General features: G+C 68.9%; 22 protein-coding genes and 1 pseudogene. 15 read left to right on the top strand and 8 right to left on the bottom strand.

What is annotated here, in order from left to right:
- The first annotated feature begins 74 nt into the window (after positions 1-74).
- The 4 genes from NF4_RS38480 to NF4_RS39105 all read left to right on the top strand — a co-directional run bounded on the left by NF4_RS38480 (position 75) and on the right by NF4_RS39105 (position 2,568).
- A complete protein-coding gene (locus NF4_RS38480) occupies positions 75-248 on the top strand; it encodes a hypothetical protein (RefSeq protein ID WP_030521672.1) in 174 nt (57 codons plus the stop codon).
- Between the two features lie 96 nt (positions 249-344).
- On the top strand, positions 345-1,058 hold the full coding sequence (locus tag NF4_RS08040; RefSeq protein ID WP_063126612.1) for a PIG-L deacetylase family protein: 714 nt from the start codon (positions 345-347) through the stop codon (positions 1,056-1,058).
- Positions 1,059-1,167: 109 nt separating this feature from the next.
- Positions 1,168-2,331: a glycosyltransferase gene (locus NF4_RS08035; protein ID WP_063126611.1), complete on the top strand. Its 1,164-nt coding sequence runs from the start codon at positions 1,168-1,170 to the stop codon at positions 2,329-2,331.
- A gap of 42 nt (positions 2,332-2,373) precedes the next feature.
- Positions 2,374-2,568, top strand: a complete 195-nt coding sequence (locus tag NF4_RS39105; RefSeq protein WP_063126610.1) for a DUF3046 domain-containing protein — start codon at positions 2,374-2,376, stop codon at positions 2,566-2,568.
- 22 nt (positions 2,569-2,590) lie between these two features.
- Here the strand turns inward: NF4_RS39105 and NF4_RS39100 are convergent.
- Positions 2,591-2,785 (bottom strand): annotated as a pseudogene (locus NF4_RS39100) (CGNR zinc finger domain-containing protein); the annotation flags it as partial.
- 198 nt (positions 2,786-2,983) lie between these two features.
- Between NF4_RS39100 and recA the strand changes: the two are divergent.
- Positions 2,984-4,021 (top strand): recombinase RecA, encoded by a 1,038-nt coding sequence (gene recA / locus NF4_RS08025; RefSeq protein ID WP_030521664.1) that lies wholly within the window; start codon positions 2,984-2,986, stop codon positions 4,019-4,021.
- A gap of 55 nt (positions 4,022-4,076) precedes the next feature.
- On the top strand, positions 4,077-4,733 hold the full coding sequence (gene recX / locus NF4_RS08020) for a recombination regulator RecX (protein WP_084532984.1): 657 nt from the start codon (positions 4,077-4,079) through the stop codon (positions 4,731-4,733).
- Between the two features lie 180 nt (positions 4,734-4,913).
- Here recX and NF4_RS08015 read toward each other — a convergent pair whose 3' ends face one another.
- The 4 genes from NF4_RS08015 to NF4_RS08000 form a co-directional block, all read right to left on the bottom strand.
- The gene (locus NF4_RS08015; protein WP_063126609.1) at positions 4,914-5,807 is read right to left on the bottom strand and encodes an amino acid ABC transporter permease; all 894 of its coding nucleotides are present in this window, start codon (positions 5,805-5,807) and stop codon (positions 4,914-4,916) included.
- A 64-nt stretch (positions 5,808-5,871) separates the two neighbouring features.
- Positions 5,872-6,552 (bottom strand): amino acid ABC transporter permease, encoded by a 681-nt coding sequence (locus tag NF4_RS08010; RefSeq protein WP_084532941.1) that lies wholly within the window; start codon positions 6,550-6,552, stop codon positions 5,872-5,874.
- An 84-nt stretch (positions 6,553-6,636) separates the two neighbouring features.
- Positions 6,637-7,476, bottom strand: coding sequence for a glutamate ABC transporter substrate-binding protein (locus tag NF4_RS08005; protein WP_030521659.1), 840 nt, complete (start codon positions 7,474-7,476; stop codon positions 6,637-6,639).
- A 71-nt stretch (positions 7,477-7,547) separates the two neighbouring features.
- Entirely contained in the window at positions 7,548-8,276 is a 729-nt protein-coding gene (locus NF4_RS08000; protein WP_156058930.1) for an amino acid ABC transporter ATP-binding protein, read from the bottom strand.
- Positions 8,277-8,641: 365 nt separating this feature from the next.
- Here NF4_RS08000 and miaB point away from each other — a divergent pair, with 365 nt between their 5' ends.
- Positions 8,642-10,195, top strand: coding sequence for a tRNA (N6-isopentenyl adenosine(37)-C2)-methylthiotransferase MiaB (miaB, locus tag NF4_RS07995; RefSeq protein WP_063126607.1), 1,554 nt, complete (start codon positions 8,642-8,644; stop codon positions 10,193-10,195).
- Positions 10,192-10,899, top strand: a complete 708-nt coding sequence (locus NF4_RS07990) for an Rv2732c family membrane protein (RefSeq protein WP_232330355.1) — start codon at positions 10,192-10,194, stop codon at positions 10,897-10,899. The genes miaB and NF4_RS07990 overlap by 4 nt, the downstream gene beginning before the upstream one ends.
- 69 nt (positions 10,900-10,968) lie before the next feature.
- Here NF4_RS07990 and NF4_RS07985 read toward each other — a convergent pair whose 3' ends face one another.
- Positions 10,969-12,357 carry a DUF349 domain-containing protein gene (locus NF4_RS07985; protein ID WP_063126606.1) on the bottom strand — a complete coding sequence of 463 codons (1,389 nt, stop codon included), beginning with the start codon at positions 12,355-12,357 and terminating at the stop codon, positions 10,969-10,971.
- A 389-nt stretch (positions 12,358-12,746) separates the two neighbouring features.
- Here NF4_RS07985 and NF4_RS07980 point away from each other — a divergent pair, with 389 nt between their 5' ends.
- The 7 genes from NF4_RS07980 to NF4_RS07950 all read left to right on the top strand — a co-directional run bounded on the left by NF4_RS07980 (position 12,747) and on the right by NF4_RS07950 (position 20,283).
- A complete protein-coding gene (locus tag NF4_RS07980) occupies positions 12,747-13,544 on the top strand; it encodes a class III extradiol ring-cleavage dioxygenase family protein (RefSeq protein WP_063126605.1) in 798 nt (265 codons plus the stop codon).
- Complete coding sequence (gene miaA / locus NF4_RS07975) at positions 13,541-14,524, top strand: tRNA (adenosine(37)-N6)-dimethylallyltransferase MiaA (protein WP_063126862.1); 984 nt, start codon at positions 13,541-13,543, stop codon at positions 14,522-14,524. Before NF4_RS07980 ends, miaA begins: the two co-directional genes overlap by 4 nt.
- The gene (locus NF4_RS07970; RefSeq protein ID WP_084532940.1) at positions 14,521-15,354 is read left to right on the top strand and encodes a TrmH family RNA methyltransferase; all 834 of its coding nucleotides are present in this window, start codon (positions 14,521-14,523) and stop codon (positions 15,352-15,354) included. The genes miaA and NF4_RS07970 overlap by 4 nt, the downstream gene beginning before the upstream one ends.
- 92 nt (positions 15,355-15,446) lie before the next feature.
- Positions 15,447-16,325 (top strand): diaminopimelate epimerase, encoded by an 879-nt coding sequence (dapF, locus tag NF4_RS07965; RefSeq protein ID WP_063126861.1) that lies wholly within the window; start codon positions 15,447-15,449, stop codon positions 16,323-16,325.
- Positions 16,326-16,385: 60 nt separating this feature from the next.
- Entirely contained in the window at positions 16,386-17,945 is a 1,560-nt protein-coding gene (hflX, locus tag NF4_RS07960) for a GTPase HflX (RefSeq protein ID WP_232330354.1), read from the top strand.
- Between the two features lie 123 nt (positions 17,946-18,068).
- A complete protein-coding gene (locus NF4_RS07955) occupies positions 18,069-18,971 on the top strand; it encodes a lysophospholipid acyltransferase family protein (protein WP_063126603.1) in 903 nt (300 codons plus the stop codon).
- 166 nt (positions 18,972-19,137) lie between these two features.
- On the top strand, positions 19,138-20,283 hold the full coding sequence (locus tag NF4_RS07950; RefSeq protein WP_063126602.1) for an acyl-CoA dehydrogenase family protein: 1,146 nt from the start codon (positions 19,138-19,140) through the stop codon (positions 20,281-20,283).
- A gap of 79 nt (positions 20,284-20,362) precedes the next feature.
- Here NF4_RS07950 and NF4_RS07945 read toward each other — a convergent pair whose 3' ends face one another.
- Together NF4_RS07945 and NF4_RS07940 are read right to left on the bottom strand one after the other, a co-directional pair.
- Complete coding sequence (locus tag NF4_RS07945; protein ID WP_063126601.1) at positions 20,363-21,433, bottom strand: NAD(P)H-dependent amine dehydrogenase family protein; 1,071 nt, start codon at positions 21,431-21,433, stop codon at positions 20,363-20,365.
- A 10-nt stretch (positions 21,434-21,443) separates the two neighbouring features.
- Entirely contained in the window at positions 21,444-22,235 is a 792-nt protein-coding gene (locus tag NF4_RS07940; RefSeq protein ID WP_063126600.1) for an SDR family oxidoreductase, read from the bottom strand.
- Positions 22,236-22,305: the final 70 nt, after the last annotated feature.

The following is a 22,305-nucleotide window of genomic DNA, read 5'->3' as shown; positions in this document are numbered from 1 at the left end:
TGCTCTTCACCTGGTGATTTCCCGTGTCCGCGGTGCCATGCTCGAAGCAGGAGACAACCGCTGGGAGGCACAAAATGCTGTGGAAGATCATCGGCGTGGTGGCCGTCGTCTGGATCGCGCTGGCGGTGATCGGCGCACTGATCAAAGGGCTGTTCCCGATCCTGGTGATCAGCGCGGTGGTATTCGGGCTGTATCTGCTCTACAAGGCGATCTCCGGCTCGGACGACAACTCGGTCACCAAAGTCTGATCCGCCCACGCGACGATGCGGCCGGATGCCTCTCCGCCCGGAGGGTCATCCGGCTTTTCCGTGTCATCGGGCGGGTGCGTGTGTTCGAATGACGCCATGCAGCATCTTCCGGAGGATTGGCAGCGGGCCCTGGTGATCGTCGCTCACCCCGACGATATCGAGTACGGAGTCGCCGCCGCGGTGGCCCGCTGGACCGGCCAGGGTAAGGATGTGCGCTACCTGCTGGTGACCTCCGGGGAGGCGGGGATCGCCGGTATGCCGCCCGCCGAGGCGGGTCCGTTGCGCGAAGCCGAAGAGCGTGCCGCGGCCGCGGTCGTCGGGGTGAGCGAGGTGCAGTTCCTCGGCCATCCGGACGGCCGGATCGAAGCGAACCCGGCCTTGCGCCGCGATCTGGCCGCGGCGATCCGCCGGCACCGTCCGGAACTGGTGGTGCTGGGACATTTCGGGCCGACCTGGGCCCCCGGCATCGTCAACAGCGCCGACCACCGGGCCGTCGGCCGCGCGGCGCTCGACGCGGTATCCGATGCCGGCAACGAATGGATCTTCCCCGAGATCACCGAGCCACCACCGTGGACCGCGCGCTGGGCGGCCGTGGCCGTCCCGGCCGGCGCCACCCACGCGGTGGACGTCACCGCCACGGTCGGCGCCGCCGAGGCGTCACTGGCCGAACACCGGCGCTACCTGGAGGCGTTGAGCCCGGAACCGGTGGCCGATCAGGTGCGCGCGGTGGTCACGATGACCACGGCACCGGTGGACGGTTTCGCCGGCGAACGCGCCGTCGGGTTCGAGCTGTACACCTTCGCCGGCTGAGTTGCCGGCACGGTACCGCTGTGGCGGAACACACCTCGAGATGGGCCGGCGCCGCCACATAAGCGCGGCCCGGACTCGGCGCCTGCGGGCGCGCCGATAGCATGACCGGATGCGAGTGGCTGTCGTCGCCGGTCCCGATCCGGGTCATGCGTTTCCCGCTATCGCGCTCTGCCTGCGTTTCCGGGACGCGGGTGACGATCCTGTCCTGTTCACCGGCACCCGCTGGTTCGAGGCCGCGCGGGCGGCCGGTATCGGGGTGCGGCGGCTGAAGGGGCTGGCGCCCAGGCCGATCGACGACGACGGCGACGCCGGTGCGCGAATTCATCGACGGGCGGCCTATATCTCGACCGAGATCCTGCCCGAACTCGGCGCGATGCTGCCGGAACTGGTTGTCTCCGATGTCCTCACCGCGGGGGGCGGTATGGCCGCCGAGCGGTTGCGGGTGCCGTGGGTCGAACTGTCACCGCATCCGCTCTATCTTCCGTCGAAAGGGCTGCCGCCGATCGGCAGTGGGCTCGCGCCGGGCGCCGGCGTGCGCGGTCGTGCCCGGGACTCGGTGCTGCGGATGTTCACCGCTCGCGCGGTGCGGACCGGGCAGCGGCAGCGGGAGGCCGCCCGGGCCGGGGTGGGTCTGCCGGCCACCGACCCGGGTCCGGCGGCGCGGCTCGTCGCCACCCTGCCCGCGCTGGAGGTACCGCGGCCGGACTGGCCGGAGGAGGCCGAATTGGTCGGCCCGCTGTTGTGGGAGCCCACCGACCGGCGCCTGCAGTTACCGCCGGGGGACGACCCCTTGGTGATGGTGGCGCCGTCCACCGCGCACACCGGGGTGGCCGGGATGGCGGAGACGGTGCTGGAGGCCCTGGCGGGAGCCGGGGTCCGGGTGGCGATCTCGATGCTCGACGAGCCACCGGAATCGCTGCCGCGATGGGCTACCGCCGGGCTCGGACGGCAGGACGAACTCCTCACCCACGCCGCCGTGGTGGTCGGTGGCGGTGGACACGGGCTCCTGGCGAAATCATTGGCCGCGGGGGTACCCGTGGTGACCGTCCCGGGTGGCGGCGACCAGTGGGAGCTCGCCAATCGCGCGCAACGCCAGGGTTCGTCGCTGCTGGTCCGCCCGCTCACTCCGGAGTCGGTGCGCGCCGCGGTGCTGCGGGTGCTGGCCGAGCCGGGTTTCACCGCGGCGGCGCGGACGGCGGCCGCGGGAGCCGCCGAGGTGGCCGATCCGGTACAGATCTGTCACCGGGTCCTGGACTCGGTGCGGACGCACTGACCGTCCGCGCCCGCCGACGCCGGTGCGGGTATCTTGTGCACGGTGCGGTTGACGGAATTCCAGGAACTCATGCACACCGAATTCGGCGAGGCCCGGGGCGACACTCTGCTCAATGATCACGTTATCCCCGCGCTCGGCGGCCGGACCGGCGCCGACGCCATCGAATCCGGTGTCGATCCACGTGATGTCTGGCGTGCGCTGTGCGCCGAATTCGATGTGCCGCGCTCTCGCTGGTGACGTCGTGCCCCGGGGGCGGCCGGCTGCGGCGCGCATGATGACGTGCCGCTTTCGCCCGGTTGCCGCAGGTCGCCATCGAATGCCGGCGTCGGGTTCCGTTCTTGGACGTGTCGTGGAAGAACAGCACGCAGTCGGGATGGGCGCAGCGGCGGATGCGGGCGGGCGTTTCGGCCGGCAGATGCAGCAGGTTGTCCGCCACCGGCCGGCCGGGTAGCCAGGGGGGTCGGCGACCTTGGATACGACCGAACTCCCGCAGTGGTGAACCAGCACGTGCCGAGGGGCCGCGACGCGCGGCCACGGCGCTTGACTCGAACACCTGTTCGTCTAGGCTGAGGCCGGAACTTGTCGGTGCCGCCCTCTACTGTGGGCGCCAACCACACCACCTACCTACCACCCGGTGAAAAGGGGAGTCACGATGGCGCCACAGCCCTATGACCGCGACAAAGCACTCGAACTCGCGCTCGCGCAGGTCGAGAAGAGTTTCGGCAAGGGGGCGGTGATGCGCCTCGGCGAAGAAGCCCGCCAGCCGGTCTCGGTGATCCCGACCGGTTCCATCGCGCTCGACGTCGCCCTGGGTATCGGGGGCCTGCCCCGCGGCCGCGTCGTGGAGATCTACGGCCCGGAATCCTCCGGTAAGACCACGGTCGCGCTGCACGCGGTCGCCAATGCGCAGGCCGCCGGAGGTGTCGCGGCCTTCATCGACGCCGAGCACGCACTCGATCCCGATTACGCCGCCAAACTCGGTGTCGATACCGACGCGCTGCTGGTGTCCCAGCCCGATACCGGTGAACAGGCCCTGGAAATCGCCGATATGCTCGTCCGCTCCGGCGCCATCGACATCATCGTCATCGACTCGGTGGCCGCCCTGGTGCCCCGCGCCGAAATCGAGGGCGAAATGGGTGACAGTCACGTCGGCCTGCAGGCCCGCCTGATGAGCCAGGCGCTGCGCAAGATGACCAGTGCCCTGAACAATTCCGGCACCACCGCCATCTTCATCAACCAGCTGCGCGAGAAGATCGGCGTCATGTTCGGTTCTCCCGAAACCACCACGGGTGGTAAGGCGCTGAAGTTCTACGCGTCCGTGCGGCTGGATGTGCGCCGTATCGAAACCCTGAAGGACGGGAGTGACGCGGTCGGTAACCGGACCCGGGTCAAGGTCGTGAAGAACAAGGTCTCCCCGCCGTTCAAACAGGCCGAATTCGACATTCTGTACGGACATGGAATTTCGAAGGAGGGCTCGCTGATCGATATGGGGGTGGAGCACGGATTCATCCGCAAATCCGGCTCCTGGTACACCTACGAGGGCGATCAGCTCGGCCAGGGTAAGGAGAACGCCCGCAAGTTCCTCCTGGAGAACACCGATATCCGGGACGAGGTCGAGAAGAAGATCAAGGAGAAGCTGGGGATCGGAGCGGATGTGACCGCGACGGAAGAGACCCCGGCCGATTTCTGACCCGGTGGACGAACGGTCCGGGGCGCGCACCGAGACCACCGATCCGGTGGCGCAGATGCGGCGCCGACTCGACGAACTCCTGGCGGCCGGTGGCGTGGCCACCGATCCCGCCCGGAGTCCACGGCCGGACGAGCCCGATCCGCAGCGGGCTCGTCCGGCCGGCTCCGGTTCACCGGACGACGCGCCGATCGGCGGACGCACCGGCGACGACGCGCAGGGCAGTATCGAACAGGCGAAAGAAGCCGCTCTGCGGTTACTGGCCGTCCGCTCCCGCAGCCGGACCGAGCTCGCGCAGCGGTTGTCCGCCAAGGGGTACCCGCCAGAGGTGACCGAACAGGTACTCGACCGGCTGGCCGAGGTCGGGCTGATCGATGACGCCGATTTCGCGCGGCAGTGGGTACGGCAGCGGCACGGTTTCTCCGGCAAGGGGCGGCGTGCGCTGGAGCAGGAGCTGCGGCGTAAGGGGGTTTCGCAGGAGGACTCCGCGGCCGCGCTGGACACCGTCACGGCCGACGACGAATACGAGCGCGCCACCGAACTGGTGCGCCGCAAACTACGGAGCCTGCCGGCGGGGCTGGACCGGGAGAAGGCCATCCGGCGACTGGTCGGAATGCTCGCCCGGCGCGGCTACGGGCATTCGGTGGCATTCGCGGTGGTCAAATCCGAATACGAGTTCGCCGGGTCCGGCGACGAGGACGCTCCGCTGGATTGAGCGGTGCCTCGCGCCGATCAACCGCGGCGGCCCCGGTTTCGTGGATACCGGGCCGGCCTCCGAAGCGGAGTAGACCCAGAACACAGGATCGCGATCGGCGGAGCCGGCGCCCCTTCGCGTGGTGGTTTCTCGCCGACGATCCGCTGTGCCGGACCCCGCGAGGCCCGGCACAGCGGCGGACTACTTGGTGATATCCACTCCGGGAGCAGCGTCGGTGATGATCGAATCGGCCGCGACGACCGCGCCGCCACGTTTGCGGCGACCGGCCCGCAGGCGCTTCTCCAGTCCGGTGGCGACCGTGGAGAGGAGCACGTTCAGCACGATCATGATGATCGCGACCACGATCAGCGCGGGAATCGTATTGGATTCCGCCGCGCCGAGCTGCTGGGCGCTGCGAACGACTTCCTCGTAGGTGATCACATAGCCCAGCGCCGAATCCTTCAGCGCGACCACCATCTGGGAGATCAGGGCCGGCAGCATCGCCGTGATCGCCTGTGGGAGCAGGATGAGCCGCATCAGCTGACCCTTGCGCAGCCCCAGCGCCACCCCGGCCTCGGTCTGTCCCTTGGGCAGCGACAGGATGCCGGCGCGCACGATCTCGGCGATCACCGACCCGTTGTAGATGGTCAGTGCCGTCACCACGGCGCCCAGCGCCAGGTACTCGGATTCGAAGAGGTCGTATTCGGAGTACAGGGCGAACAGGAAGATCATCAGGATCAGCACCGGGACGGCGCGGGCGATCTCGACGATCGTGCCCGCCGTCCAGCGCACCCAGCGGTGATCCGAGAGCCGGGCGATACCGAATACCATCCCGATCACCAGGGCGAACACAATGGACAGCAGCGCGGCGACCACCGTGCCGCGCAGGCCGGGCAGGATGTAGGTGCTCCAGACCGCCCCGTCCAGGAACGGCTCCCATTTCTCGGCCGTGAACTGCCCTTTGTCGGCGAAGCCGCGGTAGACGAACCAGCCCGCGGCCACGATCACCACGAACACCACGACCGAGTAGACGATATTGCGGACTCGGGCGACGGGCCCCGGGGCGTCGTACAGAACAGAAGCCTGGCGTGTCATTTGGCCTCCCACGGAGCAGGTTCGTGCGGTCCGCGGACACCGCAGCAAAGGGGAAGGGATCGCATCATCGGGCCACCTCGAATCGTTTGGCCAGATGTCCGAACAGCAGGCCGGCGGGCAGCGTCAGGATGACGAAGCCGAGCGTGAAGATCAGGCCGATGGCCAGCAGCGCCGCTTCGGTTTCGATCATGTTCTTCATCAGGAACGACGCCTCGGCGACGCTGATCGCGGAGGCAACCGTCGTGTTCTTGGTCAGTGCGATGAACACACTGCCCAGTGGGGCGATCACCGAGCGGAACGCCTGGGGTAGCACGATGATCCGCAAATTCTGCAGGAAGCCGAGCCCCAGCGAGCGGCCGGCCTCCGACTGGCCGATCGGCACGGTGTTGATACCGGCCCGCAGTGATTCACAGACGAATGCCGCCGTGTACACGCTGAGGCCGATAACGGCCCAGCGGAAGTTGTTGTCGGCCAGCGAGGTGGGCCCCTCGGAGGCGAGGTTCATCCCGAGTGTGGAGTACAGGCCCAGGGAGCAGAACACCAGGATGAGGGTGAGCGGGGTGTTGCGGAACACGGTCACATAGGCCGTGCCGACCCAGCGGGCCACGGGGACCGGCGAGACCCGCATGCCGGCGACGACGGTACCCAGCACCAGGGAACCCACCGCCGAGAACACGGTCAGTTTTATGGTCATCCAGAATGCTTCGAGCAGCTGGGTGTCGTATTCCGAGATCAAATCGAACACGGTGGTTGCGCGCCTCCGATCGGCAGGATGGGCCCGGATCGGAGGGCTGGGCCGCGACCGCGGCCCAGCCCTCCGATGCGGTGGTCAGTACCGGTCCACCTGCGGGGCCTGCGGGGTCTCGTAGCTCGCGGCCTTACCGACCGTCTCCTGGAACGCGGTGTCCCATGCGCCCGAACTGATCATTTCCTCGATCGCGTCGTTGATCTTGTTGCGGGTGTCCTGGTCGCCCTTCTTCAGGCCGATCCCGTAGTTCTCGGTGGTGAACTTCTCGCCGACGACCTTGTACTTGCCGGGCGACTGCGACGCGTAACCGGCCAGGATGATGTCATCGGTGGTCACCGCCGCGACGGCTCCACTGTTCAGACCTTCGAGGCACAGCGAGTAGGTGTCGTAGGTCTGCAGCTGGGTGTCGGGGTACTTCTTCTGGATGTTCTGCGCGGGCGTGGAACCGGTCACCGAGCACACCGTCTTACCTTTTAGGCTCTCCGGGCCGGTGACATCGTTGTTGTCGGCCCGCACCAGCAGGCTCTGCCCCGCGACGTAGTAGGGGCCGGCGAAATCGACCTTCTCCTTGCGCGCGTCGGTGATCGAGTAGGTGGCGACCACGAAATCGACCTGTCCGTTCTCGATCAGGGTTTCGCGCTGCGCGGAGGGGGCTTCCTTGAAGGTGATGCCGTCCGGCTGGACGCCGAGTTTCGAGGCCACGTACTTGGCGACCTCGACATCGAAGCCGCTGTAGGTTCCGTCGGTGTTACGCAGGCCCAGACCGGGCTGATCGTATTTGATGCCGATGGTGAGCTCGCCCTCCTGGGCGTTCTCCAGTGCGGTCTTGTCGCTGCCGCCGCCGCAGGCCGCGGTCGTGGCGGCGGTGACGGCCACCGCCACCGCGCCGACCGCGATGCGGAGTGCTCGGTTGATCCTCATCGATTTCCTTCCCTCATCTCCTCGACGGCGCGACGCCGTCGAGTTTGTGCCTGTCTATCCGCCGGGCAGATTCAGTGACTGAGAATCTTGCCCAGGAAGTCCTTGGCACGATCGGACTTCGGTGCGCTGAAGAATGTCTCGGGGTCGGTGTCCTCGACCACCTGGCCGTCGGCCATGAACAACACCCGATCGCCGGCACGGCGGGCGAAGCCCATCTCATGGGTGACCACCAGCATGGTCATGCCCTCTTTGGCCAGCGAGACCATCACATCGAGGACTTCGTTGACCATCTCCGGGTCGAGGGCCGAGGTCGGCTCGTCGAACAGCATCACCTTGGGGTTCATGGCCAGGGCCCGGGCGATGGCGACGCGCTGCTGCTGACCGCCGGAGAGCTGGGCGGGATACTTGTCGGCCTGGTTGGCGATACCGACCCGCTCCAGCAGTTCCATGGCGTGCCGGCGGGCCTCGTCCTTCTTCGCTCCGCGAACCTTCAACGGCGCGAGCATGACGTTGTCCACGATCGTCTTGTGCGCGAAGAGGTTGAACGACTGGAAGACCATGCCGACATCGGCCCGCAGGGCGGCGAGGGCGCGACCCTCGGCCGGCAGCGGCACTCCGTCGACGCTGATCTCACCCGAATCGATCGGCTCCAGCCGGTTGATGGTGCGGCAGAGGGTCGATTTCCCGGAGCCCGACGGTCCGAGCACGATCACGACCTGCCCACGGGGCACCTCGAGGTTGATATCGCGCAGCACGTGCAGGGCACCGAAGTGCTTGTCGACGGCGCGTAGGGTGATCATGGGCACAGCAGTGGTGTCGCCGGCCGCCTCTGGCGTGTCGGCGTCGGTGTCGGTCATGGAACTGACCTTAAGCCGAAATTTCGGTTTTGCGAGCCTTTCGGCGACACTCCCCGGCGCCACACCGAGCCGAAATTCGGGTTTAACCCGGTGGTCATCCGCTGTAATCCGTTCGCTCGGCCGGGATTTGCCCGCCGCTGGGCCGACGGCGCGATAGCGGCGAACCCGTCGGCCGATTCCCCATATGTGGGAAGTACCACGGCGGGCGCACCGCCTGCACGCGGTCGCGGGCGGGTCGGACCCGGCCGCCACGGCGGGAGGTGCGATCTGCTGGAAAACGCCCGGACGGTGGCCCGTACCCTGGACGCGTGGATTCGATCGGACAGGTAGCGCTCCCCACCCGGCTCGAGTCGGCCGGCGCGCGTAGTTACGAGGTCCGCACCTTCGGTTGCCAGATGAACGTGCACGATTCCGAACGCTTGTCCGGCCTGCTCGAGGATGCGGGCTATCGGAAGGCCGCGCCCGGCGCGACGGCCGATCTGGTGGTCTTCAACACCTGCGCGGTGCGGGAGAACGCGGACAACAAGCTGTACGGAACCCTCGGTCATCTCGCGCCGATCAAGGCGTCCCGGCCCGGTATGCAGATCGCGGTCGGCGGCTGCCTGGCCCAGAAGGACCGCGATTCGGTCCTGAGCCGGGCGCCCTGGGTGGATGTGGTGTTCGGTACCCACAACATCGGTTCGCTGCCGGTACTGCTGGAACGCGCCCGGCACAACGACGAAGCCCAGGTCGAGATCCTGGAATCGCTCGAGGCGTTCCCCTCGACCCTGCCCGCGCGCCGGGAATCGGCGTACGCGGGGTGGGTGTCGATCTCGGTCGGCTGCAACAACACCTGCACCTTCTGCATCGTGCCCGCCCTGCGCGGCAAGGAAGTGGACCGGCGCCCAGGTGATGTGCTGGCCGAGGTACAGGCGCTGGTGGACCAGGGTGTGCTGGAGGTGACGCTGCTCGGGCAGAACGTCAACGCCTACGGTGCCTCCTTCGCCGACCCTGGGCAGCCCCGCGATCGCGGCGCGTTCGCCAAACTGCTGCGGGCCTGCGGCGGGATCGAGGGCCTGGAGCGGGTGCGCTTCACCTCACCGCACCCGGCGGAGTTCACCGACGATGTGATCGAGGCTATGGCGGAGACCCCGAACGTCTGCCCGCAGCTGCATATGCCGCTGCAGTCGGGTTCGGACCGCGTGCTCAAGGCCATGCGCCGGTCCTACCGGCAGGCCCGCTATCTGGGGATCATCGAGAAGGTACGGGCGGCGATGCCGCATGCGGCGATCACCACCGATATCATCGTCGGTTTCCCGGGGGAGACCGAGGAGGACTTCCAGCAGACCCTCGACGTCGTGCGGCAGGCCCGGTTCACCAGTGCCTTCACCTTCCAGTACTCCCCGCGACCGGGCACTCCGGCCGCGGAAATGGCCGATCAGGTCCCCAAGAAGGTGGTCCAGGAGCGCTACGACCGGCTGATCGCGCTGCAGGAGCAGATCTGTGTGGAGGCCAACCACGCCCTGATCGGCACCGAGGTGGAACTCCTGGTCGCCGACGGCGCGGGCAAGAAGAACGCCGCGACCGCCCGGATGAGCGGGCGGGCACGGGACGGGAGACTGGTGCATTTCCGGCCCGACGGGGCCGGCGCGCCGATCCGCCCGGGCGATCTGGTCACCGTCGAGGTGACCGGCGCGGCACCGCATCACCTGGTCGCGGACTCGGGGATCCGGGCGCATCGCCGGACCCGGGCCGGTGACGCGCACGAGGCCGGTACCACGCCGAAGACCGCGCCGATCGGTGTCGGGCTCGGGCTGCCGCGGATCGGGGCGCCCGCACCGGAACCGGTCGCCGCGGGCTGCGCTTCCGGATGCGGGACATGAGCGGGACCGGCGACGACGACCGCAGCGACGAGGATCGCGCGGCCGAGGGTGCCCGGGACGCGACCCCGCCGGCGCACGACGCGCCGACCCCGGAAGACCGATCAGGTGAGGGAAACGAGGACCAGGTGAATCCGGCCGAGACCGAGCAGTTCGAAGAATTCCGCGAAGATCTCGACGCGGTGGAGCGCCGGATCGCGGGTGAGATCGACCCGGGTGTGCGCGCCATGGTGGTGGCCGGTGCGGTGTTCCTGCTGCTTGTGTCGCTGGTGTTGCCGCATACCGGCGGCGCGCGCGGTTTCGATGTGCTGCTCGGTTCCCAGGCGGCCGCGGCCGAACACGTGGGGTTGCCGTCGCGGGTCTTCGTCTGGTTCGTGCTGATCTTCGGCATCGGTTTCTCGCTGCTGGCACTGATGACCAGGCGCTGGGTGCTCGCGTGGATCGCGGTGGCCGGATCGGCGATCGCCAGCGCGTTCGGGGTGTTCTCGATCTGGCACCGGCAGACCCCGGGCCTGAACAACTATGTCGGGTCCGGGCCCGGTGTCGGCCTGGTGCTGGGCACCCTCGCCGTCATGGTGCTGACCTTTCACTGGGTGAAGGTCGTCTGGAGCCGGACCGCGCTGCAACTGGCGGCCGAGGAACAGCGGCGGATCGCCGCGGCCCGCGAGGAGGAGCGGCAGCGGCGCCATCGGTTCGGCGAGGACTGACTTCCGCGGAGGCGGGCCGTCCGCCGCGACCGGTGGCCACGGCGGACGGATCGCTGATCGCGGGGCCGATCAGAGGTTGCTGACGGCGCCCTCGGCCGCGTCGGCCCATTCCCGCCACTGCTGTGCCTGCGCGAGAGCCTTCTCCGCATCGCGGGTTTTACCGGCGGCGGTGGCCTTGGCCGCCTGCTCCTCGAACTGGGCGACCCGCTCCCGGAACTGCGCGGCCCGGGCCAGCGCCTCCGGGTCGGTGCGGCGCCACTGGGCGTCGGCGGCCTGCCGGACACGCTTCTCGATCGCGCGCAACCGGCCTTCGAGATCGTGCATCCGCTCCCGGGGAACCTTGCCGATGGCGTCCCAGCGTTCCTGCAGATCGCGCAGTGCGGCCCGGGCGCCTTCCAGATCGGCATCGGGATCGATGGCCGGTTCGTAGCTGCTCAGCAGTTCTTCCTTGGCGATCGCGTTGTCGGCGAACTCGGCGTCGCGTTCGGAGGCCGCCGCGTTGCGCGCGGCGAAGAAGACGTCCTGGGCGCTCTTGAACCGACGCCACAGTGCCTCGTCGGCTTCCCGGGGTGCCCGGCCCGCGTTCTTCCATTCCACCAGCAGTTCCCGGAACACTGCCGCGGTGCCGGCCCAATCGGTGGACTCGGACAGTTCCTCGGCCTGGACACAGAGTTCTTCTTTGCGGGCTTTGGCTGCGGCCCGTTCCCGATCCAGTTCGGCGAAATGAGCGCCGCGGCGACGGTTGAAGGCCTCCCGGGCCTTGGAGTACCGGCGCCAGAGGGCGTCGTCGACCTTGCGGTCCACTCCGCGGATGGTCTTCCACTCGTCGAGGATTTCGCGCAGCCGGTCGCCGGCGGCCTTCCACTGAGTGGATTCGGCGGCGATCTGTTCGGCTTCGGCCGCGAGCGCCTCCTTCCGCTCGGTGTGCTCGTGCCGGGTGCGCTCCTTCTCCTCCTTGGCGTGGGCGGCCGCCTCGTCGGAGTGTTCGGCGATCGCGCGGAGCCGGACGGCCAAGCCTTCGATATCGCCGATCACCGCGGCCGTCGGCAGCGTTTCGGCGAGGGCGAGTGCGGCGGCCTTGGTTTTGCGGGCATCGGTGCCGGCGGCCAGCCGCGCCTCCAGCAGAGCGACCTCGGTGGCCAGGTCATCGAAACGGCGGCCGAAATGCGCCAGCCCCTCGGCGGCGTCCCCGGCCTGCCAGGAACCGATGACCCGCTCGCCGTCGGCGGTCTTCACCCAGGCCGTGCCGTCCTCGTCGACCCGGCCCCAGGCGCTGGGGTCGGTGGCGCTGGGCACGACCACCGGATGCGGGTGTTCGGTGGCGTGCCCGGACGTTTTCATCGCGGCCGGGGTGGGGTGCGCCTCGCCGGGTTTGGGACGGTTACCGGGCTTGGGAGCGCTGGACGGGCGACCGGGCTTGCCCGGGCCGGGTTTGGCGGTTCCGTTGCTGTGGGTCATTGCTCCTCGTCCCTGCCGCGCGTCACGGCTGCCTGGTTTACGCGCTGCGCATTCTGGCTATGCTCTGCTCATTCTGGCTACGCCCGCTGATTCTGGCTATGTCTGCCCATCTCGGCCGTGCGGGGGTCGACGTATAGTGCGTGCGTTGCCCGTGCGGCCGCACGTTCCACCATTCAACCCGGCCGCACTTCCGCCGGACCACACCGCCGACAGCGGCGGCGACCAGCCGGACCTGCGGATCCGGACCTGTCGGACCTGGTCCGGATACTTCGCACCCTAGCAATTGCCGCCCGGTTTCCGGGAGAGACACTCGTACCGCGCGCGGGGCGCGGCCGTGCCGGAGAACCGGCCGCGTCCCTGGCCGGCGGGTACGGGCTACGGTTGACGGCGTGTTCTGTCTAGCGGCTCTGATCCCCTCGCCGCCCGTCCTCGTCCCCGAATTGTGTGGCGGCGCGCCGGTGGCCGGCGCGGGCGCCGCTCCCGAACCGGCCGGTGCGCAGACCCCGGAAGCAGCGGTGAACGAACTCCGCGCGGCCGTGCTCGCCGTGGGGGCGGCCCTGGCGGAGGCGACACCGCACTGGACCGTGCTCGGGGTCGGGCCCACCGAGCAGACCTACGACGCCGATACGACGGGTACCTTCCGCGGTTTCGGTGTCGATGTGCGGGTGGGTCTGGGCGGTCCGGGCGCGGAGACCGCGGGGGATCCGGACCCGGACCTGCCGCTGGCGGTCCTCGTCGCCGGCTGGCTGCGCGCGGCGGTGGCCCCGCACGTGCCGGCGCGAGCGCGGGTGCTCGCCGCTGATACACCCGTGCGTAAGTGCGCGGAGTTCGGCGCGAAGCTGCGCGCGGAACTCGACGCCGAGGACGAGCCGCAGGGGGTGCTGGTGGTCGCCGACGGCGCCGCGACCCTGTCCACCACCGCACCGGGGTATTTCGATCCGCGGTCGGCGTCGCTGCAGACCGCGGTCGACGGGGCGGCCGGGGTGGGCGATGCGGAGGCCCTGCTCGCCCTGGACCCCGCCCTGTGTGCCGACCTGATGATGTCCGGCCGCGCCGCCTACCAAGCGCTCGCCGGGCTCTTCGCCGTCGACACCGCACCGCCGTCGGCGACCGAGCGGTATCGGGGCGCACCCTTCGGCGTCGGCTGGTTCGCCGGCCTGTGGCGGCCGGCCGCCGTGGCCCGGTGAAGGGGGGCCCGCGCCCGGTCGCGGTGGTCGGACCGACCGCGACCGGTAAATCGGATCTCGCTCTCGACCTGGCCGAACAGCTCGGGGGTGAGATCGTGAACATCGATGCGATGCAGCTGTACCGAGGCATGGACATCGGTACCGCGAAACTGCCACCGGATCAGCGGCGCGGGATCCCGCACCATCAGCTCGACGTCCTCGATATCACCGAAACGGCGACCGTCGCGGCGTACCAGGCCGCCGCATCCGCCGATATCGAGGCGATTATGGCCCGCGGCCGGGTCCCCGTGGTGGTCGGCGGTTCGATGATGTACGTCCAGGCGCTGCTCGACCAGTGGGAGTTCCCGGCCACCGATCCCGCGGTCCGGGCCAAATGGGAAGCGGTGCTGGCCGGGCAGGGGGTGGCCGCCGTGCACGAAGCGCTGCGCCGGGCCGACCCGGCCGCCGCCGCCACCATCCTGCCTACCGACGGCCGCCGGATGGTGCGCGCGCTCGAGGTCGTCGAACTCACGGGACGACCGTTCGCGGCGTCCGCGCCGGTGATCGGCGCGCCGCGCTGGAATACCCGCATCCTCGGAGTGGATCGCGAGACGGCGGAACTGGACGAGCGGATTGCCCGGCGCACCGCGGCGATGTTCGAGCAGGGCCTGATGGATGAGGTGCGCGGACTGGTCGACCTCGGGTTGCGCAAGGGGCAGACCGCGCGCCGGGCTATCGGCTACGCCCAGGTGCTGGCCTGTTTCGACGGCGAGTACGACGAGGCGCAGGCGCGCGAGCGCACCTTCATCGGGACCCGCCGCTACGTCCGGCGGCAGCGGTCCTGGTTCCGGCGTGATCGCCGGGTGCGCTGGGTGGACGGCGCCGCCCCGGACTCGACCGCGACCGCCCTGGCCCTGCTGGCAGACTCTGCGGTGTCCCATTCACCGGCGCCCGGTCCGCGGGCATCCGAACGCCTACCCGAGGAGCGAACCCGCTCGTGACCCGGCAGATCCATCGCCGCAACGCCGCTGTCCAGGTGTGGACGGCCTATCTGGACAATCGCGCCAAACGTCACCGGGACAGCCGCTTCCTGGTGCACGGGGTCCGGCCGATCACGCAGGCGCTCGCGCACGACTGGCCGCTGGAAACCCTGCTGTACCGCCTGGGTGATCCGGGGCTGTCCACATGGGCGCGCGAGATCCTGGAGACGAGCGCGGTGCCCGCCGTCGGACTGGCGCCCGAGCTGATGGCCGACCTGGGAGAAAAGACCGGTGGACCGCCCGAACTGGTGGCGGTGGCCGAGTACGCCGATGCCGACCTGATCGGCTGTGAAATCGGCGAGCCGGGAGAAGCGCCTGTGGTCGTCGTCTTCGACCGGCCGAATTCGCCCGGGAATCTGGGCACCGTGATCAGGTCCGCCGACGCGTTCGGCGCGTCGGCGGTGGTGGTCGCCGGGCACGGCGCCGACCAGTACGACCCGCGCTGTGTCCGGGCCTCGACCGGATCGCTGTTCTCGGTCCCGGTCTTTCGGGTGCCCGGTCCCGCGGAGGTACTGCAGTTCCGGGATCGGCAGGTGGCGCGCGGTGTGCCCACCCGGATCGTAGGGACCGACGAGAACGGTGAGCGCGCGATCTTCGACGAGGATCTGATCGACGCCACGATTCTGGTCGTCGGTAACGAGACCAGCGGTATGAGCGCCGCCTGGCTGGCGGCCTGCGATCGGACGGTCACCATTCCGATGGGCGGCAGTGCCAGTTCGCTGGGGGCGCCGTCGGCCGCGGCTGTGGCCCTGTACGAAATTTCCCGGCAGCGCCGGACGTTTGCCCGGTGAGAACAGTGGACGAGGAGACCCGAACCGACGTGCAGAACAGCCCCGACGTGCAGGAGAGCCCTGAGGTGCCGCAGAGTTGGAACGACAAGGACGTGGAGTTCACCAAGGGCCACGGCACCCAGAACGATTTCGTGGTGCTGCCCGATCCGGAGGTGCGGCTCGACCTGACCGTGTCCCGGGTGGCGGCGTTGTGCGACCGGCGCCGCGGGCTCGGCGCCGACGGTGTGCTGCGCGTCGCCCGGGCGGGCGAGCTGTTCGCCGCGGGCGTACTCGGCGAATACCCCGAGGGCGTGGGCCCGGGCGATTGGTTCATGGACTATCGCAATGCCGACGGTTCGATCGCGGAGATGTGCGGGAACGGGGTGCGTGTCTTCGCGCACTATCTCGTGGCCCGCGGTCTGGCCGACGGTCCGGAGTTCGTGGTGGGCAGCCGGGCCGGGGCGCGCCCGGTCGTCGTGCATTCGGCCGGTGCGGTCGCGGGGGAGGTGACCGTCGATATGGGCCCGGTGCGGGTGCTCGGCACCTCGACCGCCACGGTGGCCGGGTGGGGATACCCCGGTCTGGGTATCGATGTCGGCAACCCGCATCTGGCGTGCGTCGCGGATCTGTCGGCCGGCGCGCTGGCCGAACTGGATCTCACGGCGCCTCCCGGGTACGACCCCGATATGTTTCCGCGGGGCGTGAACGTCGAGATCCTGACCGGCCTCGGCGCCGACGGCACGGTCGATATGCGGGTCTACGAACGCGGCGTCGGCGAGACCCGCTCCTGCGGCACCGGAACCGTCGCCGCGGCCGCCGCGGCCCTGGCGGCCGACGGGTTCGATCTCGCGGACGGGACCGGTGAGGTCGGCGTCCGGATTCCGGGCGGGGAAGTGCGCGTCGGGGTGGACGCGGGCGCGGCGTGGTTGCGCGGACCCTCCGAACTGCTCGCCACCGGCCGGATCGCCGCGCAGTGGTGGGACGCGTTGTAGCCGCGTCCGGGCGAAAATCATATGCGCCGACCAGCGCATCAGTGGCAGCATGGATGGTGTATGAGAAACTCTGACATTTCCGGGACCACGAACCGGTCCCCTGAATCGTTCGACGCGCACTCGCCGGAGACCGATCCGGCCGTCACCGTCGACGATATCGACTCGGGTGCGTCCGATGCGAACGGCGCCACGCCGAGCACGCGGCGCGCCGGCTGGTCCGCCGATCCGACCACCGGCGAACTCCAGCTGGACGAGCGGAGCGCGCTCCGCCGTATCGCCGGACTGTCCACCGAGCTCACCGATATCACCGAGGTCGAGTACCGGCAGCTGCGACTGGAGCGTGTCGTGCTGGTCGGGGTGTGGACCGAGGGCAGTGTGGCGCGGGCCGAGGCGAGTATGGCCGAACTGGCCCGGCTCGCCGAGACCGCGGGATCCGAAGTGCTCGAAGCTCTGATCCAGCGGCGCGACCGGCCCGATCCCGCGACCTATATCGGGTCGGGCAAGGCCGAGGAACTGCGTGCGGTGGTGCTGTCCACCGGCGCGGACACCGTGATCTGCGACGGTGAGCTCACCCCCGCGCAGCTGACGGCGCTGGAGAAGGTCGTCAAGGTCAAGGTGGTCGATCGGACCGCGCTGATCCTGGATATCTTCGCCCAGCACGCCACTTCCCGCGAAGGTAAGGCGCAGGTCGCGCTGGCCCAGATGGAGTACATGCTGCCCCGGCTGCGCGGCTGGGGTGAGTCCATGTCGCGGCAGGCGGGCGGCCGGGCCGGCAGCAACGGTGGTGTGGGTCTGCGCGGCCCCGGTGAGACCAAGATCGAAACCGATCGGCGCCGGATCCGGGAGCGGATGGCCAAACTGCGCCGCGAGATCCGGGAGATGAAGACCGCCCGCGACACCAAGCGCGCGCGGCGCACCTCCAGCGGGGTGCCGTCGGTGGCCATCGTGGGTTACACCAACGCCGGTAAATCGAGTCTGATGAACGCGCTCACCGGCTCGGGTGTGCTCGTGCAGGACGCGCTGTTCGCCACCCTGGACCCGACCACCCGCCGCGCCGAGCTGGAGGACGGCCGCGAGGTGGTGTTCACCGATACCGTCGGCTTCGTCCGCCACCTGCCGACCCAGCTCGTCGAGGCGTTCCGCTCCACCCTGGAAGAGGTCACCGGCGCCGATCTGCTGCTACACGTGGTGGACGGCTCCGACGCGCTGCCCGCCGAACAGATCAAGGCGGTCCGGGAGGTCGTCACCGAGGTGATCCGGGAATCGGGACAGCCCGCGCCGCCCGAACTGCTGGTGGTCAACAAGATCGACGAGGTCGATCCGGTGGAACTGACCAGGCTGCGCGGCCTGCTGCCCGGCGCCGAATTCGTCTCCGTGCACAAGGACCTCGGTATCGACCGGTTGCGTACCAGGCTTGACGAGGTTCTCGGCGGGCTGGATGTGGAAGTGAGCGTACTTCTTCCGTATACTCGCGGCGATCTGCTCGCCAGAATCCATGCCGACGGCAGGATTACCCGGTCCGAGCACACCGAGAACGGCACGCGTGTCCAAGCGCGCGTACCGAGTGCGCTGGCAGCGGCCCTTTCCGGCTACGCCAACGCGGGCACTGCGCCGGCGTGACCGGCGGGGGCGCGCCCCGCGCGAGCTGATCTAGGTCGCGAAAATGTGGGACATTGCATAACCCTGTGGGATATCGATCCATGTTGATTCACAATCGGCATGAATCGACCTCAGGAGGGTTTTATGTCACAGAACGGCCGCACCGCTCTCGGCGGCGACGACCGACAGCGCAGGGCGCTGATGGACCGAACCGGGCTCAGTGACGGCGCGCCGGTATCGGTCGATCTGAGTGCGATCGACCTCCGGATCCTCGAGGCGGCCCTGGCGCCGCTCCGGGTCTGGAGCAGTCCCCGTTTCTTCGGCTTGGACAACATCCCCGCCGAGGGGCCGGCACTACTTGTCGCCAATCACAACCTGCTCGGCTTGATCGACGCGCCGTTATTGCTCCCGGAAGTGCTCCGTACGCGCGGCCGGTTGATCCGCGGTCTCGCCGAGAATCTGCTCATCTCCGTACCGGGCGTGCGGCACCTGCTGCACTACTACGGATCGGTACGGGGGACCCGGGATAACTGCCGGACACTGCTCGACCGGGGCGAAGTGGTTCTCGTCTTTCCCGGTGGGGGGCGCGAGGCGATCCGCCGCAAGGGGGAGAAGTACGCATTGCGATGGGAGGGCCGCACCGGCTTCGCGCGGATGGCGATCGAATGCGGTGCGCCGATCGTGCCGGTGGCGATGATCGGGATCGACGATGCCTACGACATCATCGCCGACAAGGACGACCGGTTGCTGCGGCCGCTGCGGCTGCTGGTCGAATCGCTCGGTATCCATGCCGAGCTCACCCCGCCGCTGGTGCGCGGTATCGGTCTCACCCCGATTCCCCGTCCCGAACGGTTGTATTTCACCGCCGGGACGCCTATCGACACCGGGCCGTGGCGTGATACCGGCGATATCGACGAGGCCGCGGAGCAGCTCGCGCAAGTGGTGCAGAAGGCGGTGCGGGAGGAACTGCTGTTCCTGCTCGGCCATCAGACCGTAGACCGCGGGCGCACGCTCGGTGGGCGGTTGCGCGAACTGCTCCCCGTCTGAGAGGCCGACCCGTCGGTGAATGGCAAGGCGGTGTGACTACTCGGCTTCACAGGGACGCACCAGGTAATTTGGACAGTGAAGTGAACACGGATTCACGCTCCGGGTACGGTAGGTCACAGCGACGGGCCGGCGCGGTCCCGTCCGGAGTGTTCACTAGGAGGTTGGTGTGGAGCGCACACTGTTCGAGCCCGAGCACGAGCTGTTCCGGGAGTCGTACCGCAAGTTTCTGGAGACGCATGTGGCGCCGTTCCACGACCAGTGGGCGGAACAGGGCGTCGTGGACCGGTCGGTCTGGCTCGAGGCCGGTAAGCAGGGCTTCCTGGGTACGGCGATGCCGGAGGAATACGGCGGCGGCGGGGTGAAGGATTTCCGCTACAACGCCATCATCACCGAGGAATCGGTGCGCGGGCAGTACTCCGGTCTCGGGTTCGGCCTGCACAACGATGTCATCGCACCGTATCTGCTGGAGCTGGCCAACGACGAGCAGAAGCAGCGCTGGCTGCCGAAGTTCTGTTCCGGTGAGCTCATCACCGCCATTGCCATGACCGAGCCCGGCACCGGTTCGGACCTGCAGGGCATCAAGACCCGCGCGGTCCGCGACGGTGACGACTGGGTTCTCAACGGTGCCAAGACCTTCATCACCAACGGCATCAACTCCGATATCGTCATCGTGGTCGCTCAGACCGACCCCTCGGCCGGTGCCCTGGGCTTCAGCCTGCTGGTGGTGGAACGCGGGATGCCGGGCTTCGAACGGGGCCGCAACCTGGACAAGCTGGGTCTGAAGGCGCAGGACACCGCCGAACTCAGCTTCAGCGATGTCCGGGTCCCGGCCGCCAACCTGCTCGGTGAAGAGGGCAAGGGCTTCATCCACCTGATGCAGAACCTCCCGCAGGAGCGGCTGTCGATCGCGGTCATGGCGGCCGCGGCGATGGAGACCTGCCTGGACTACACCTGCCAGTACGTCCGCGACCGCAAGGCCTTCGGTAAACCGATCGGCGCCCTGCAGAACACCAGGTTCGTGCTCGCCGAACTGGCCACCAAGGCCACGGCCGTCCGGGTGCTGGTCGATCGGTGCATCACCGAACTCAACGCGGGCACCCTGTCGGCCGAGGATGCCGCCATGGCCAAATGGTGGAGCACCGAGGAGCAGGTCGATCTCATCGACCGTTGCCTGCAGCTGCACGGCGGCTACGGCTATATGCGCGAGTACCCGATCGCCCAGGCCTACCTCGACGCGCGCGTGCAGACGATCTACGGCGGCACCACCGAGATCATGAAGGAGATCATCGGGCGTTCGCTGAAACTGTCCTGATCATCTGAAGTTCCACTGCCCTGGACAGGGGCGCCGGCCGGTAATCGAAATACCTGTATCCCGTCGGGGTACAGGTATTTCAGTCTGCCCGCCCCGGCCCGGTGATCAGCGGGAGGTCCAGGGTTGTGCGGACGCCCGGTGCGGCGGCCACCACCGCGGGGACCGCGTTGACCACCCGCATGGCCGTGGCCACCAGTCCGGCGTGGTTGTGGTCGCCGTTGTCGCTGGACAGGCAGAGGTCCATGGCGTAATTCGGTTCGCCGGTGATCTCGACGCGATACGAGCCGCCCTCCTGGGCCGGCCGCGGCCAGTCGGGCGCCAGATCCGCCCGCGTCCGGGTGATGTGTTCCAGCACCGTGACGGCCCGGTCGCCGACCATCCCGCGGACCTCGAAACGCATGGCCGCGGTGGTACCGGCCGCGATCGTGCCCGCCGCGATCTCGATGTCCTCGGGTGCGGGAATCCGCTCGTGGGTTTCGGTGACCGCGTCGAGTTCCACGCCCAGCCCGGCCGCCAGCTGGCGCACCACACTGCCCCAGGCCAGGGAGAGCACCCCGGGTTGCAGGAGCATGGGGGTCTCGTCCAGGGATTTGCCGAACCCCATGATGTCGAACATCACCGCGGCATTGTCGTAGGTCGCGTAGTCGAGGATCTCCATACAGCGGATCTGATCCACTCGCCGGCAGGTACCGGCCAGCGCCAGCGGCAGCAGATCGTTGGCGAAGCCGGGGTCGATTCCGTTGACGAACAACGACGCACCGCCCGCGGCGGCGGCTTCCTCGATCGGGGCGAGCATATCCGGCGGCAGGACCTGCCAGGGGTATTGCAGGAAGACCGGGGCGCTCGCGGCGATATTCACGCCGGCGGCCAGGATCGTGCGCAGATCCGCGAGCGCCTCGACGAGCCGATTGTCGGTCATCGCCGTGTAGACCACGCAATCCGGTTTCGCGGCCAGGAGCGCGGCGGCGTCGGTGGTGGCCAGGATCCCGGTGCGGGTATCCGACCCGGCCAGTTCCCCGGCGTCGCGGCCTTCCTTGGCGCTGCCGGACACCTTGACGCCGACCAGTTCGAGCCGGGGATCGTCGATGATCCCGGCCAGGGCGTGGCGGCCGACATTTCCGGTGCCCCAGTGCACTACGCGGTACGTCACAGCTGTCTCCTCACAGATCCGGAATGGGGATATCGAGGTTCGGGGCGATCAGGCCGCCGTCGGTCTCGATCACTTTCCCGGTCAGGTAACCGCCGGCCGGGGACGCCAGGAACAGCGCGGTGGCCGCGATATCGGCGGGATCGCCGATCCGGCGCAGCGGGGTGGCCTTCTCCAGGGCGCCGCGCAGGGTGTCGTCGGCGGCGACGACTTCGAGCGCGGAGGTCGAGATGGAGCCGGGCGCGATGGCATTGACCCGGATGCGCGGGCACAGATCCATGGCGGCCAGCCGGGTGTAATGCGCGAGCGCGGCTTTGGCGGTGCCGTAGGCGGCGAACGCGCGACCGGGAAGCCGGCCCATCGTCGAGGTGATGTTGATGATCGACCCACCGTCGGCGGTGTCCAGCATGATCGGTACGGCAGCCCGGACCAGGGCGTGGGCATTGGCGACATTGAAGCCGAAGGCCTGGGTCAGGGCCTCGGGTGTGGTGCCCAGCAGGGGGCTGGGCATGGCGCCGCCGACATTGTTCACGACGATGTCGAGCCGCCCGAACTCCGCCGACGCGGTCTCGGCGAGGGCGGCGCAGGCCGCGGGATCGGCGAGGTCGACGACCACGATATGGGCCCGCCGGCCCCCCTGGCGGATCTGCTCGGCCACCGCGGTCAGGTCGGATTCGGTGCGGGCGGCGATCACGACGTCGGCTCCCGCTTCGGCGAAGCCGAGGGCGATGGCCGCGCCGAGTCCGCGCCCGGCGCCGGTCACGATGGCGACCCGGTCGTCGAGCCGGAACCGGTCCAGAATCATGGCGCCTCCTGAAGTATGCTTGTGTCGACTATTCGACGTAATGTCATCGAATAGTCGATGCAGTGTAGAT

This window comes from Nocardia fusca NBRC 14340 (assembly GCF_001618425.1).
Classification (GTDB): Bacteria; Actinomycetota; Actinomycetes; order Mycobacteriales; family Mycobacteriaceae; genus Nocardia; species Nocardia fusca.
Note: the sequence above shows the minus strand (reverse complement) of the source record. Positions and strands in the feature narration are given on the sequence as shown.